Source organism: Streptomyces sp. NPDC055955 (assembly GCF_042270245.1).
Classification (GTDB): domain Bacteria; phylum Actinomycetota; class Actinomycetes; order Streptomycetales; family Streptomycetaceae; genus Streptomyces.
Genome location: NZ_JBHJYS010000003.1, coordinates 241,244 through 255,284 on the forward strand (window position 1 = coordinate 241,244; position 14,041 = coordinate 255,284).

Below are 14,041 nucleotides of genomic sequence, written 5' to 3' on the forward strand. Positions count from 1 at the left end.
GGCAGCATGCGGGGGGACGTGGGAGCAACCGGAGAATTCGGGGGCGGCCGATGACGGCGTCCTCCGGTCCGCTGTTCGTCATGCCGCCTCCGGACGGGCCGCGAGGCGCCCGGGTCACACTGCCCGACGAGGGGCCCGATCCGACGGCGCTGCCCGAGGTCAGGCCGCGCGACGACCGGGGACGGGCCGAGGGCCCCGGCGAAGCCGCCCTGGAACAGGGCGAGTTACTGGCCGGGCAGTACCAGGTCGTACGGCGTCTCGGGCGCGGCGGGATGGGCGACGTCTATCTCGCGCTCGACAGGAAGGTCGACGACCGCGAGGTCGCCGTGAAGACCCTGCGGCCGGAACAACTCGCCCCGCGCATCGGATCCCTGGAGGACGAGCGGCAGGCGTTCGCCGACCTCCACCACGAGGGGATCATCCCCGTCTTCAACTACGGCCGCCACGCCCGCGTCGGCCCCTTCCTCGTCCTGCCGTACGTCGACGGGCTCAACCTCGACGAGATCCGCGCGCTGGCCCGGCACGACCCGGACCGGTTCGGCGGAGCGCGCTTCCACGAGTTCGTGCTCGCGTACGGGCTGCGCGTCCTGTCCGCGCTCGACCACCTGCACGCGCGGCCCGCACCCCGCAAGGTGTACGGCGACCTGAAGCCGCAGAACGTGATGCACGACGGCGCCACCACCAAGGTCATCGACGTGGGGTCCATCCGCGAGGAGGGCGCGCCCGGCCTGACGACCGAGGGCTTTTGCGCGCCGAACGTGCCGCTCGCCCCGCCCGCCCTGGCCGGCGCGTCCGCCCCGCGCGACGACCTGTTCAGCCTGGGCGAGACGCTGCGCACGCTGAGCGGACTCGGCATCGGCCCCCACTCGCTGGCCGAACTCGGCGCCCTGGACCGGATGCACGACGGCGACCCGGTGACGGCGCAGGCCGCCGCGCTGACCACGACCCCGGCCCCGGAAGGCCTCGGCCTCGTCTCGCTGGCCCGCGCCCTGCGCCGCGCCACCCGCCCCGAGCCGGCCGAGCGGTACGCGGACGCGAACGAGATGGCGGACCAACTGCGCGGTGTCTTCCGGGAGTTGCGGTCGCTGCGGACCGGGCAGGAGACGTTCGAGCCGTCGCCGCTGTTCCTGCAGTCCCCGTACGCCCTGGACGGAGCGCTCGGAGTCGCGCCGGTCCTGCCCCGGTGGGCGACCCCCGCCGTGGGCGTCGCGCCCGCCCCGCTGCACGAGCCGCCGTCCGCCGCCGACGTCGCGGCCCGTCTGCCCGTGCCGCGCCCCGACCCGCACGACGCCCACCACGACGGCCTCAGCCGCCTCGCCGACGCCGACCCCGCCGCACTCCTCCAGCACACCGGTGACTGGCGGGACTCCCCCGAGGTGCGGCTCCTGCGGTGCAGGCTCCGGCTGCGCGTCGCCGTACGGGCCGAACGCGCGAACGGCGAAGGGCCGGACCTGGAATCCGCCGCCGAGGAGCTGCGCGGCGCGGTCGACGGGATCGGACGCGAACTGTCCCGGCACGACTGGCGCGTCGACTGGCACCGCGGCCTCCTCGATCTCGCCGCCGGCGACGTGGCGTCCGCGCGCGACTACTTCGACCAGGTCTACGGCGCCATCCCCGGCGAGTACGCGCCCAAGCTCGCCCTCGGCCACTGCGCCGAGCGGCTCGGCCACTGGCACGAGGCGCTGACCTTCTACGAGGCCGTACGGCTGCGCAACCCCTCGCTGGGCAGCGCGGCGTTCGGCGCGGCACGGGCCCGCCTCGCGCTCGGGGGCGCCACCCCCGACACGTACGCCATCGAGGCGCTCGACGCGGTGCCGCAGCACTCGCGCCACCGCACCGGAGCGCGCACCGCGACGGTACGCGTCGCCGTCGAGTACGCGACGACGGCCGACGGGCTGCGCACCGCGCTCACCCGGCTCGCCCGTCTCTTCAACGAGCACGGGCTCACCGACGAACAGGCCCGCGTGCGGATGAAGGCCGAGGTGTGGGAGGCCGCGCAGCGCCTCGTGGCGGACGGGAAGGTGGGGACGGAGGCGCTCGGGCGGCTCTCGGCGGCTGCGGCCCGGCGCGACCAGGACGCGCGCGACGCGGGCGGCCGGCTCGAATTCCCGGACGAGGGGGTCACGTTGAGGCGTCAGCTCTCGCAGTTCTACCGGGCGCTCGCCCGGCAGGCCGCCCGCTCCGACAGCCCGCACGCCGAGGCCGTCGCCGAACGCCTCCTGGACCGCGCCTACCTGGTCAGGCCCCTCGGGCTGTGGCACCGCCGAGACCGGTCCCGGCCGCCCTTCCCGCTGCCCCGGTTCACCGGACGGCGACCGGCGGCGGACCGGTGACGCCCACGCGGGGGTGGGCCCGGCGGGCACAGGCTCCGGTGAGGCGTTCGGCCGGCGCCGTGCTCAACGGCGCGCGCGTGCTGTGGCGGTACGCGTGGGCCCCGCCGGTGCGGGCCACGGACCGGCCGGGCCGACGGGCCGCGGGCCCGCCCCGCAACCGCGCCTACCTCCACGACCGGCTCGTCGCCCTGCCCCTCCTCGCCGCCGTCGCCTTCGCCGGACTCGGCTTCACCGCCACGTCCCTGCGCGACGACTCCGCCGCGATCCGCACCCACATCGCGCCCGCGCTGCGCGACCTGGCCGACGCGCGGATCTCGCTGCGGATCGCCCAGCGGGAGGCCGAGGTGAGCCTCGACGCCGGGGACGCCGTCGAGCTGAGCGGACTCACCCCCCGTTACGGCTCCCGGATCACCCGCGCCGCCCAGGACCTCAGCCAGGTCGCGCGCGGCGGCGCCCTGACCGCCGCCGAGCGCCAGGAACTCGACGTCGTCTCGGGCCTCGTCGACGGTTACGAGCGCTGGATCGCCTGGGCCCAGACGAACGTCTCCGACGAGTCCCTGCGCAAGGCCGGACTCTCGTACGCCCAGAGCATGCTCTGCTCACCCGATCCCGGCGGTCCCTACGAACCCGCCACGGACCGCTACGCCACCTACCCCCGCTGCGCACCCGTCACCGGCAGCGAGGCGACGACCGTCGTCGACCGCATCTCGGACCTCGAACGGGCCCTGCGCGACCGCCTGGAGGCCCGCGCCGCGCTCGGTCCCGCCGCCGTCACCGCCGCCGCCGTGTCGGCCGTCGCGTTCGTGCTGCTGATCGCCGGCCTGTGGCGCACCCTGCGCTTCCTGCGGGTCCGCTTCCGCGTCTCGGCCAGCGTGCCGCTCCTCGCCGCCGCGCTGCCGCTGCTCGCCGTACCCGCGATCGCCGTCGACGGGCTGTACGCGTACACCGCCCAGGAGGACACCGTGCCGATCGCCCGCAGCCTGTACGCGGTGACCTCGCCGGCCACCGAGGTCGCCGTCGAGGAGCACCGCATCGACCCGCCCGGTGACACCGCCGTCGGCACGCTCGCCGGCTCGATGGACGACGTCCTGGACCACGGCCGACTCGCCGCTGTCGACGGGACGGCCCCCTGGGTGGCGCCCGCCGGTCTGCTCGTCGCCGCCGTCACCGGCGTCACCCTCCACGCCTACCGGCGTGAGTATCTGCTCGTGGGGCGCCCGGGGACCGCCGTATGAGGCGCCGGGCCAGGGCGCTCCGGCTCGCGCTCGCCGCCTGCCTGCTCGCCCTCGCCGCGCTCGCCGGCGGCTGCGCGGACGGCGACGCGCACCGGACCGTCGTCGTGCTCGGGCCGTGGACCGGACCCGAGGGCGCCGCGTTCGAGGACGCCCTCGCCCGCCTGTCGCACCACAGCGGTCACCACTACGTCTACAAGGGCACCCGCTCCCTGCGCGAGACCCTCGTCGCGCAGCTGGAGGCCGGCGCCCCGCCCGACGTCGCGATCCTCAACAGCATCGGCGAGCTCACCGAGTACGCGGCCGACGGCAAACTCGAACCGCTGTCCCCACAGGCCGCCGAACGCGGCTACCCGCCCTGGTCCCCCACCCTCACCCTCGGCGGCAGGCACCGCACCTACTGGGTGCCGCTGCGGGTCAACCTCAAGAGCGTGGTGTGGAGCAAGCGCGCCGCCGGGACCGAGGCGCCCGACTGGTGTGTGGGCATGGCCGCGCAGGCCACCTCCGGATGGCCCGGCACCGACTGGATCGAGGACATCCTCCTCCACCAGGCGGGCCCCGACACGTACACGCGGTGGGCCACCGGCCGCCTCGACTGGAAACACGACCCGGCCGTGCGCCGCGCCTTCACGACCTGGTCCGAGATCCTCGGCCCGCGGTCGCCGAAGTCCGTCGAGCGCTCCCTGACCATGTCGTTCGAGGGCACGCCCGACCCCGAGCACCCGAACGCCCCCAAGCGCGGGCTCCTCGGCGGCTCCCTCCCGGGCTGCACCCACGAACACCAGGGCTCCTTCATCCGCTCCCTCTACCCCGGCGCCATCGCCGACAACACCCTGCGCGTGGAGCCGGCCGCCCGGTTCCTGCACGGGCAGGCCGCGTACAAGGACACGTACGAGGTGTCGGGCGACATGGCCGCCGTCCTCACCGACAACCCGGCGGCGCAGGACCTCGTGACGCTCCTGACCAGCGAGGACGGCCGCCGGACGTGGTCCCGGTCCACGGACGCGCATCTGCGGCCCTTCTTCCCCGACGCGACCGACCCCCAGCCGGCCGACCCGACCGGCCGGGCCGTCGCCTCGTATCTGACCCACGACGCGGACACCCTGTGCTTCGACGCGTCGGACGTCATGCCGCCCGTGCTGCGCGACGCGTTCTACCGGGCCGTCCTGACGTACTTCCAGGACCCGCGCACGGGGACGCTCGACACGCTCCTCGGGCAGCTGGAGACCGTCCGCACCCAGATCGCCGGAACGCCGTCGGGCCGGTCGGGACAGGTGCGCGCGCCGGACGACATCTGCGCGTCACCGGGCGGCCAGGGCCTTTCGTGACGACCGGCCGCAGCGGCGTCGGACTCCGACGGCCCTGCGTAGATTTGCCGCAAACATCAGGGGGGCGTCAACCAACTCCCGGGCCACGGCTAGCGTCTTTCCGAACACAATTGCCCGTCCGACCGGAACGGAACGCCGCAGTGGCCTCTGCCGAACTGTCTCCACCCCCTGCCGCACGCGCGCGCCGGTCCCCGGACATCCCCGAACCCTGGCACGGCCGGCACCGGACCGCCCTGCTCGTCACCGCCTGCATACTGCCGCTGCACGTCCTGTGGCTGGCGTTCCTCGCGACCGGCGGCGGTGACCTCGCGGCGCAGGTGGCATGGGCCGAGTTCGCCAAGATGTACCCGGGCTCCGCGTACAACCTGTTCTGGTACGGCGGCCTCCACATCGCCAACTACAGCCTCATCTCGCCCTACCTGATGGCACTGTTCGGCGTCGTCCCCGTCACGCTCCTGTCCGGCGTCTCGTCCACCTGGCTCGCCGCGTCGATCGTCGAGCGCACCGGCATCCGAAGACCGCTGTGGCCGGCCCTCGTGGTCGGGTTCTCGCTGTGGTGCCAGGTCGTGTCGGGGCGCTCGACGTTCATGCTGGGCGTGGCCTTCGGACTCGGCGCCGTCCTCGCGCACATGAACGGCCGGCGCATCGTCGTCGCCGCGGTGTGCGCCGCGCTGTCCACGATGGCGAGCCCCGTCGCCGGGCTCTTCCTCGTCGTGGCCGGCGCCGCGTGGCTCCTGGACCGGCAGTGGGGCAAGGCCCTGTCGCTGCTCCTGCCGCCGGTGCTCATCGTGGGCGTGACGACCTGGCTCTTCCCGTTCAAGGGCGAACAGCCCATGCCGTTCGGGCGGATCTTCCCGCCCCTCATCGTGTGCGCGGTCGTCCTGCTGTGCGCGCCCCGCGCCTGGCGTGTGACACGCCTCGGCACCGCCGTGTACGCGATCGGCGTGGTGCTCACCTATCTGATCGCCACCCCGATCGGCACGAACGTGGAGCGGCTCACGGAGATCGTGGCGCCCGCGCTGCTCCTCGCCGCCGTGATGAACCGGGACCTCGGGCCCCGCTACGACGGCCGACTCGGCGGCTTCTTCCCTCCCCACCGGCAGCGCGTGATGTGCGTCGTCGCCATCGTCCTCTCCCTGGGCTGGCTGTCCGGCAAGACCATCGCCGACGTCGTCGCCAACACCGAGGTCCCCGAGTGGGCGATCAAGACCGACGGCGTCGTCTCCACGCTCAAGAAACTCGGCGCCGAACGCACCCGCGTCGAAGTCGTCCCCGCCCGCGACCACCGCGAGGCGGCCGTCCTCGCGCCCTACATCAACATGGCGCGCGGCTGGAACCGGCAGGCCGACGTCGAGCGCGGACGGCTCTTCTACGAGGGACACGGCGGCACCGACGTGCCCGAGGGCGCCTTCTCCTCCGCCTCGTACCACGCCTGGCTCTCCCAGTGGGCCGTCGGCTTCGTCGTCGTCTACAACGGCGAGCCGGACGGCCCCGCGGAGCTGGAGCACAAGCTGGTGTCCAGTGAGCCGGACTACCTCGAATCGGTGTGGCGGGACGCCAACTGGCGGATCTACCGCGTGAAGAACGCGGTGCCGCTGGTGGACTCGCCCGGCTCGGTGGTCCGCTCCGACGGAGCCAACCTCGTCGTACGGATGCCGAAGGCCGGCTCGATCATCGTGCGGATCGCGTACTCGCCGTGGCTGTGGGCGGACAGCGGGTGCCTGCGCGAGGAGGGCGAGTTCACGCGCCTGACGGTGAAGGAACCGGGCGACGTCCGGATCAGCTCGCAGTACGGCGGGCCGTCCGGCAAGACGGCACCCAAGTGCGTGCCGCCGAAGACGAAGTGAGCCCTCCTGCGACGGCAGCGTCTTCTGACGCAAGCGCCCCCACGGCTGTGTGCCGTGGGGGCGCTTGCGCGTGTAGCCGGCCGAGAGGTCAGCCGACGCGGGTGAGCTTCTGGCCGAAGCCGGGTTCGGCCAGGTCCTTCTGGAGGGCGACCGGGACGGTGACGGCACCGCCCGAACCGTCGCCGACCTTCAGCTCGCCGACCTGCGTACCGGCCTTCGCGCTGTGCGGGACGGCGGTGCCCTTGGCGCCGTCCGCCAGCTCCAGCTTCACCGTCAGGCCCGCCCAGCCGACCGCCGAGACGTTCTTCGTCACCACGACCGGGGTCTGCCCGCCGAGCCCGTCGTCCACGTAGCCGACGACGTCGCCCTTCTTCAGGATCGTCGACGCCTTCACGGCGTCCTGCGCCGCGAGCATCGCCGTCTTGCTGACCGCGTTCACGGTGTCGATGATCGGCGCCCTGTGCTGCCCGAGGATCGCGCCGACGACCGTCACGGTCTCGCCGCCGGCGTCCTTCGTCGCGGCGAAGAGCAGGTTGCCGCCGGCCTTCGTCGTCGAACCGGTCTTCACGCCGACCGCGTTGTTGTACGGGACGAGGCGGTTGTAGTTCTGCCACGTCTTGCCCGACGGGTCCTTCCACGTCGGCAGCTTGGTGATGTCCATCAGGGCCTGGATCTTCACCAGCTCGTTGCCGAGCCGGACCTGGTCCTGAGCAGTGGAGACGGTCGTCTCCTTGAGCCCGGACGGGTCCGTGTACGTCGTGCCGGTCATGCCGAGATCCTTGGCGGTGGCGTTCATCTTCTTGACGAACGCCTCCTCGGAACCGGCGTCCCAACGGGCCAGCAGCCGCGCGACGTTGTTCGCGGACGGAATCATGATGGCCGAGAGGGCGTCCTTCTGGCTGAGCTTGTCGCCCTCCTTGACGGTGTTCAGCGTCGACTCGCCCTCGGAGTCGTAGCCGCCCTCCTTCTCCGCCTTCGCGTCCACGTCGATGGACGGACCGTCCTTGCCCGGCTGCAGCGGGTGGTCCTTGAGCACGACGTACGCCGTCATGGCCTTGGCCACGGACCCGATCGGTACGGGCTTCTGCTCGCCGAACCGGTCCATCGAGCCGATGCCGCTGACGTCCATCGAGCCCTGGCCCTCGGCCGGCCACGGCAGCGAGACCTTGTCGCCGTCGAACGTGAACGTCGACTTGGCGGTCAGCGCCAGCGTGGGCGTGGGCAGCGGCCGCACGGCCTGTACGACCGCAAACACGACGGCGAGCAGCAGGACGATCGGCGTCCAGATCTTGACCCTGCGCACGGCCGTGCGGACCGGGGTCTCCGCGGGCGGCGGCGTGTTCGTGAGCTCGGCCAGGAGGTCGAGCGGGGGCAGCGGCGGGAGCGGCTGCTGGGTGGTGCGCTCGGGCCCGACGTAGGGCTTCGCGGGCGGCGGGGCGGTGGGCTGCGCCTTGGACTGTGCCTCGGGCTGCGCCTCGGGCTTGGCCGGGGTGCCCGAGTCGAGCCTCTTGAGGGGCACGAACTTGCTGGTGCGCTCGGCATCGGACTCGGCCTTGCCCGCGCCGGCGGGCTTGGACCCGAGCGACTTGAGCATCTGGGTCGGCTGATCGACGGGCGGCTTGACGGCCTTGAAGACGGCGGTCGCCTGGTCGACGGGAGCCTTGGCCGCGTCGGCGGCGGGCTTCGCGTCGACGGGAGCCTCGGCCGCATCGGCCGGCTTCGCGTCAGCCTTCGCGTCGTCGACCGGCTTCGCGTCGGCCTTGGCCTCGTCGGCCAGCTTGGCGTCAGCAGGCGCCTTCGCCGCGTCGACCGGCTTCGCGTCAGCCTTCGCCTCGTCGGCCGGCTTCGCGTCAGCCTTCGCCTCGTCGGCCGGCTTCGCGTCGGCAGGCGCCTTTGCCTCGTCGGCCGGCTTGGCATCGGCGGGAGCCTCGGCCTCGTCGGCCGGCTTCGCATCAGCCTTTGCCTCGTCGGCCGGCTTCGCATCAGCCTTCGCCGCGTCGACCGGCTTCGCGTCGGCAGGCGCCTCGGCTTCCGGTGCCTCGGCGGCATCGGCCTGCTCGGCGTCGTCGCCCATTGCCTCGGGGACGTCGGCCGATTCGGCGTCCGCGTCGTCGCCGGACCCCTCGGGGGCGTCCGTGGCCCCGGCGCCGGCCGAGTCCTCGGCGGTGTCGGCCACGGCGTCATCGCCGGCGCCGTCGTCCTCCGCCGCGTCCGACGCGGTGTCCGCCGCCTCCGGCCCGTCCGTCTCGGACGCCTGGGCGGCACCCTCCGCCCCGTCAGCGGCACCGTCACCGGCCGCCTCGGGCCCGTCGGCGGAGCCGTCCCGCGGACCGGACACCCAGGCCGCCACGGCGGCACGCAGGCGCGCGTCGCCCGCCTCGTCGCCGGAACCCGGTTCCGTACCGCCCCCGGAGCCACCCTCGGTCTCCGAGTCCGCCTCGGCCTCCGACACCGATGTCGACGCCGATGCCGAGCCGGAAGCCGAGCCCGAGCCCTCCGCGCCGGAGGCATCCGCATCCGCGTCCACATCCGCATCCGCAACCGAGCCCGCCGAAGAATTCTCCGCCGACCCCGAAACCGGACCGGAACCGGAACCCGCTGCCGGAACGTCCCGGACGGAGAACACCGCCGTCGCCTGATCGACCCGCTCCGGCGACTGCCGCGCCATCGCGAGCCTCGGGTCACGTTCCTCCGGGATCGGTCCTCCCGACGACTCCTGCTGCTTCGACCTGTCGGGGGTCCCCGCCACCGATGCCTCCTCGCTACGCGCCACGCGCTACGCCGCTGCTGCTGTCCGAACCATGTACCAGTGTCCTGTGTGGGGGCTTCACCCACGTGGTAGACGAGAACGACATACCTACTGGTTCCCGTACATAGCACCCACGCACCCTCGACAGACCAATGTGAGAGGGGTCACCCTGTCATTCATCCACGCGGGGAGGCATGGATGGGCAGGAGCCGCAGAACAATTCCGGAGGAGCTTCTGCTGCTCGCTCTGGACCCGGCCACGGGTACCACAGCGCAGCCGCAGTCGCTCGACCTAGGTCTGGCCGGAGCACAGCTAGTAGAGCTGGCGCTGGCCGGACGGATAGCCCCAGACGGGGATCGTATCGCCGTGGTGGCACCACGGCCGACCGGAGATCCGACTTTGGACTGCGCACTGGAGTTGCTGCGAAGGCGCGGCACCCCGGTACGCGCGGTGCACTGGATCGGCGGGCCCCGACTGGGGCTGCGCCAGACGTATCTCTCGCATCTGGAAAGGTGCGGCATGGTCCATGCCGTGGCCGGCCAGATGTGCGGAGTGCTGCCGACGACTCGCTACCAGGCGACGGACACGGCCATCAGCCGGGAGATCAGGTCCCGGCTGGACAGCGCGATCCGGACCGGCGTACCGCCGGACCCGCGGACCGCGGCGCTCGCCGCACTGGCCCACGCGGTCGGACTCGGCAAGCATCTGTATCCGGGGAACGAGGGGCGATCGTCCCGCTCCCGGCTGCGGGACCTGATCAGGCACGACCCCATGGGCGGCCTCGTGGCGCACGCCGTGATGGACGTCCAGAACGGTGTGGCCGCTCAGCCACGCCGCAGCCCGGCCCCGCCGGGCAGGGGAGCCCCGGAGCCCGGCAGGGTTCCGATGCAGCCGCACCACGGGTCGATGGCCCGCGCCGTGGCGCACTGAGCACCGCACCATCTGAACAGTCCGCACCGCAACAGCGCCGCGCCGCAGTCCCCCAAGACCGGTCCGGGAGCCGCTGAGCCGCGCGGGGTGCCGGATCCGGACGTCGGGACGACGACACGGACCGGCGCCCCGCGCGGCCGCATGTCCGGCCACACCGGCCACACGTCCGCCCGCACGTCCCGCCGCATGCCCAACTGCCGTGTCCGCTGCGCATATCCGCCGTTTCCCAGCGGTATGAAGCCCAGGGTGGCAATCTGCTGAGCAGCAGATTCGCACGATAGGCAAAGAATCACAGAGGCACGCAGCCGGAGGTGCACGTCCCGTGGCGTCCAATGTCAATCCCACCGTCAGGCGACGCCGGTTGGGCCAGGAGCTGCGCCGGCTCCGCGAGCTCAAAGGCATGACCGCCGAAGAGGTGGCCGAGCGGCTCCTGGTCTCACAGTCGAAGATCAGCAGGCTCGAGAACGGGCGGCGCAGCATCAGTCAGCGCGACGTCCGTGACCTGTGCGGGGTCTACGAGGTCGAGGACCACCGCATCGTCGACTCGCTCATGCAGATGGCCAAGGACTCCCGCCAGCAGGGCTGGTGGCACTCCTTCGGCGACATCCCGTACAGCGTCTACATCGGACTGGAGACGGACGCGGCGAGCCTGCGCGTCTACGATCCGCAGGTCGTGCCCGGTCTGCTGCAGACCCGGGCGTACGCGGAGACGCTGATCACGGGCGCGCTCCCGGAGACCACGTCGACCGACATCGACAAGCGGGTCCAGGTCCGCGTCCGCCGCCAGGAGCGCATCGCGGCGCCGGACAACCCGCTGCGGCTGTGGACCGTGCTCGACGAGTCGGCGCTGCGCCGCGTCGTCGGCAGCCGGGCCGTCATGCGTGAGCAGCTGGAGCACCTGGTCGAGCAGTCGCAGCTGCCCCATGTGACCGTGCAGGTCATTCCGTTCGACATGGGCGCGCACCCGGGCCTGAACGGGCAGTACGCGATTCTCGAGTTCCCGGACGCCGCGGATTCGAGCGTCGTCTACATCGAGGGCGTCACCAGTGACCTCTACCTGGAAAAGGCCAACGACGTGCAGAAGTACAGCGTGATGTACGAGCATCTGCGGGCACAGGCACTGAATGTGGAACAATCCCGACAGTTCATCGCGAAGATCGCCCAGGAATACGCGCTCCACGAAGCGGCCTAGGGAGATCCAAAAGGGGTCCAGAGGGACAGAATCCGCCCCGCGCGAGAAAAGTGCCGCACGGTACACCTTCGCCGCGGCGGGGCGGAAGACCCCACTGGAATATGCCATCCGGTCGAGTGAATGGCCTCTTCGCGCACCGATGTTGGCGAGTAGCGTCGATCACGCCATCAGGTACCACGTTGGCGCAAACCGCTTCACAGAGGCGGTGACAGCAATTCGACCACTGGCTAGACCGGAGCAAAAAATGGCAATTCAGCAGGGCGGCACGAATTCCTGGATCAAGTCCTCCTATTCGACGGGGAACGGCGCGTGCGTCGAGGTCAAGTCCCCCCTCGTGGCCGCGATCGCGGTGCGGGACTCGAAGGCCCCCGAGGGGCCCTCGATCGGCTTCGCCCCCGATTCATGGAACTCCTTCGTGACCGAGGTCGGCCGGGGCGCCTTCGACGCCGCCTGAGGCATCGGAGAGCTCCCCATCGCAGCACAGCACCGACTCAGCAGCACAGCATCATTTCGGCACCAAGAGAGCACCACTGCGGTACTGAAAGAGCCCTCTCGACTGGCCCGCCGTCCTGGCCGAGGGGGCTCGGCTTTTTTCACCGGATCACCCGCGCAGCCGGTCCACGTACGTGTCGGTGCCGGGGATCGTCGGGATGAAGGGCGCCACCAGCTCGACGCGGCCGAGGCCCGACTCGTGGACGGCCGCGTCCAGACCCGTGAAGTGGTCCCCCCAGCACAGGGCCGGGTCCGCCTCCAGGAACCACAGCAGCGTGAGGCGGGTGTCGACTCCCTCGACCTGCTTCACGTACGACATCCGGTCGCCCGGCAGCGGTGTCGGGCGGAAGACCGTGACCATCGCCGCCGGTGAGCCGGCCAGCCGCTTCGGCAGGTGCCGCGAGCGCAGCCACTCCAGCAACTCGTCGCGCCGCTCGGGCCCTTCGGCGTCGATGACCTCCACGACCAGACCCCGGTAGGGGTGGTCGAGGGCGTGGTGGTCGCGCGGTCCGGCCGCCCCGTCCCGGTACACGGTCGCCGCGTGGTCCTGGAACGCGGTGAAGACGTGCGTGCGGTCCTGGTAGACGCGCCCGTCCCGGTTGAGCCGCTTGTTGATGCCGACGGTCCACTTCATGTGGTCGTCGTAGCGGCCGTCGGTGATCCAGTACGTGGAGATGTAGCAGCCCGCGGTGACCGGCTGCGCGACCGCCGACTTCTCCGGGTAGCGCAGGAGCTGGAGTTCGCGCGTGGCCACCCAGCGGCGCCCCGAGTTCATCCAGGGCATCGCCATCGCACCGGCGTAGTAGTGGTCGTCCTCGTACCAGCGGTTGTACGCGTACTCATGGCCGGGGTGCGGCTCGACCATGGTGATCAGGGCGTGCCCGGGGCGCACCCCGTACGGGCCGACCGATGCCAGCTCCGCGTACACCTCACTCCTCGTGTCCTCGCTCACGACGCTCCCCTTCCTTCCTCCACCGGACGGGCCTACTCTGACGCCCCGTCAGAAGAACTGCCATAGCCGGGAGGCGACCGGATGCTCCTGAACGGAAAGACAGTGGTCGTGTCGGGGGTCGGGGCCGGGCTCGGCCACCAGGTCGCCGCGGCCGTGGTGCGCGACGGCGGCAACGCCGTGCTCGGCGCGCGCACGGAGGCGAACCTCGCCAAGTCGGCCGCCGGGATCGACCCGGACGGCACGCACACCGCGTACGCGGCGACGGACATCACCGACGAGAGCCAGTGCGAGGCGCTCGCGGGGCTCGCGCGCGAGCGGTTCGGCGGGGTCGACGCCGTGGTCCATGTCGCCGCCTGGGACAGCTACTTCGGCGGCCTGGAGGACGCGGACTTCTCGACGTGGCAGCAGGTCATCGACGTGAACCTGCTCGGCACACTGCGCATGACCCGGGCCTGTCTGCCCGCACTCAAGGAGCGGGGCGGCTCCGTCGTCGTCATCGGCACGCAGTCGGCCGTCGCCGCGCCCTCCCAGGTGTGGCAGGCGGCGTACGCGGCGTCGAAGGGCGCGCTGACCTCGGCCATGTACTCCATGGCCCGCGAGCTCGGCCCGCACCGCATCCGCGTCAACACCGTGCTGCCCGGCTGGATGTGGGGGCCTCCGGTCGAGGCGTACGTCCGGTTCACCGCGCACACCGAGGGCGTGTCGCAGGACGAGGTCCTGGGGCGGCTCACCGAGCGGATGGCGCTGCCCGAACTGGCCACGGACGGGGACGTGGCGGACGCCGCCGTGTTCCTCGCCTCCGACCGGGCGCGGGCCATCACCGGGCAGTCGCTTCTCGTCAACGCGGGCGAGCTGATGCGGTAGCCCGGCGCGCGGCCAGGATCCGACCGCACGGCACCCACCGCCGTGCGGTCCTTTTTGCCCCCATCTCCATTCATGGACATGAACGCAAGTCAATAAGTAGAACGATTTTACCGTCCCTTGAC

Annotated in this window: 10 protein-coding genes; 8 read left to right on the top strand and 2 right to left on the bottom strand. The window is 72.1% G+C overall.

Annotated features, from left to right (window positions below):
* The first annotated feature begins 50 nt into the window (after window positions 1–50).
* The 4 genes from ACFC96_RS07175 (at window position 51) to ACFC96_RS07190 (ending at window position 6,740) form a co-directional block, all read left to right on the top strand.
* On the top strand, window positions 51–2,333 hold the full coding sequence (locus tag ACFC96_RS07175; RefSeq protein ID WP_376610725.1) for a tetratricopeptide repeat protein: 2,283 nt from the start codon (window positions 51–53) through the stop codon (window positions 2,331–2,333).
* 38 nt (window positions 2,334–2,371) lie between these two features.
* Entirely contained in the window at window positions 2,372–3,568 is a 1,197-nt protein-coding gene (locus ACFC96_RS07180) for a hypothetical protein (protein WP_376610727.1), read from the top strand.
* Window positions 3,565–4,893, top strand: coding sequence for an extracellular solute-binding protein (locus tag ACFC96_RS07185; RefSeq protein WP_376610729.1), 1,329 nt, complete (start codon window positions 3,565–3,567; stop codon window positions 4,891–4,893). Before ACFC96_RS07180 ends, ACFC96_RS07185 begins: the two co-directional genes overlap by 4 nt.
* 140 nt (window positions 4,894–5,033) lie before the next feature.
* Window positions 5,034–6,740, top strand: a complete 1,707-nt coding sequence (locus ACFC96_RS07190; protein ID WP_376610731.1) for a hypothetical protein — start codon at window positions 5,034–5,036, stop codon at window positions 6,738–6,740.
* An 88-nt stretch (window positions 6,741–6,828) separates the two neighbouring features.
* On the opposite strand, the gene ACFC96_RS07195 is transcribed toward ACFC96_RS07190, so the two are convergent.
* The gene (locus tag ACFC96_RS07195) at window positions 6,829–9,408 is read right to left on the bottom strand and encodes a D-alanyl-D-alanine carboxypeptidase (RefSeq protein WP_376610958.1); all 2,580 of its coding nucleotides are present in this window, start codon (window positions 9,406–9,408) and stop codon (window positions 6,829–6,831) included.
* Between the two features lie 279 nt (window positions 9,409–9,687).
* Between ACFC96_RS07195 and ACFC96_RS07200 the strand changes: the two genes are divergently transcribed.
* The 3 genes from ACFC96_RS07200 (at window position 9,688) to ACFC96_RS07210 (ending at window position 12,065) form a co-directional block, all read left to right on the top strand.
* On the top strand, window positions 9,688–10,419 hold the full coding sequence (locus ACFC96_RS07200; RefSeq protein ID WP_116512478.1) for a GPP34 family phosphoprotein: 732 nt from the start codon (window positions 9,688–9,690) through the stop codon (window positions 10,417–10,419).
* Between the two features lie 322 nt (window positions 10,420–10,741).
* Entirely contained in the window at window positions 10,742–11,611 is an 870-nt protein-coding gene (locus tag ACFC96_RS07205; protein WP_376260315.1) for a helix-turn-helix domain-containing protein, read from the top strand.
* Window positions 11,612–11,855: 244 nt separating this feature from the next.
* A complete protein-coding gene (locus tag ACFC96_RS07210) occupies window positions 11,856–12,065 on the top strand; it encodes a DUF397 domain-containing protein (RefSeq protein ID WP_376260317.1) in 210 nt (69 codons plus the stop codon).
* A 147-nt stretch (window positions 12,066–12,212) separates the two neighbouring features.
* Here ACFC96_RS07210 and ACFC96_RS07215 read toward each other — a convergent pair whose 3' ends face one another.
* Window positions 12,213–13,055, bottom strand: a complete 843-nt coding sequence (locus tag ACFC96_RS07215) for a hypothetical protein (RefSeq protein ID WP_376260319.1) — start codon at window positions 13,053–13,055, stop codon at window positions 12,213–12,215.
* A gap of 81 nt (window positions 13,056–13,136) precedes the next feature.
* Between ACFC96_RS07215 and ACFC96_RS07220 the strand changes: the two genes are divergently transcribed.
* Window positions 13,137–13,919, top strand: a complete 783-nt coding sequence (locus ACFC96_RS07220) for an SDR family oxidoreductase (protein ID WP_376260321.1) — start codon at window positions 13,137–13,139, stop codon at window positions 13,917–13,919.
* Window positions 13,920–14,041 lie beyond the last annotated feature (122 nt).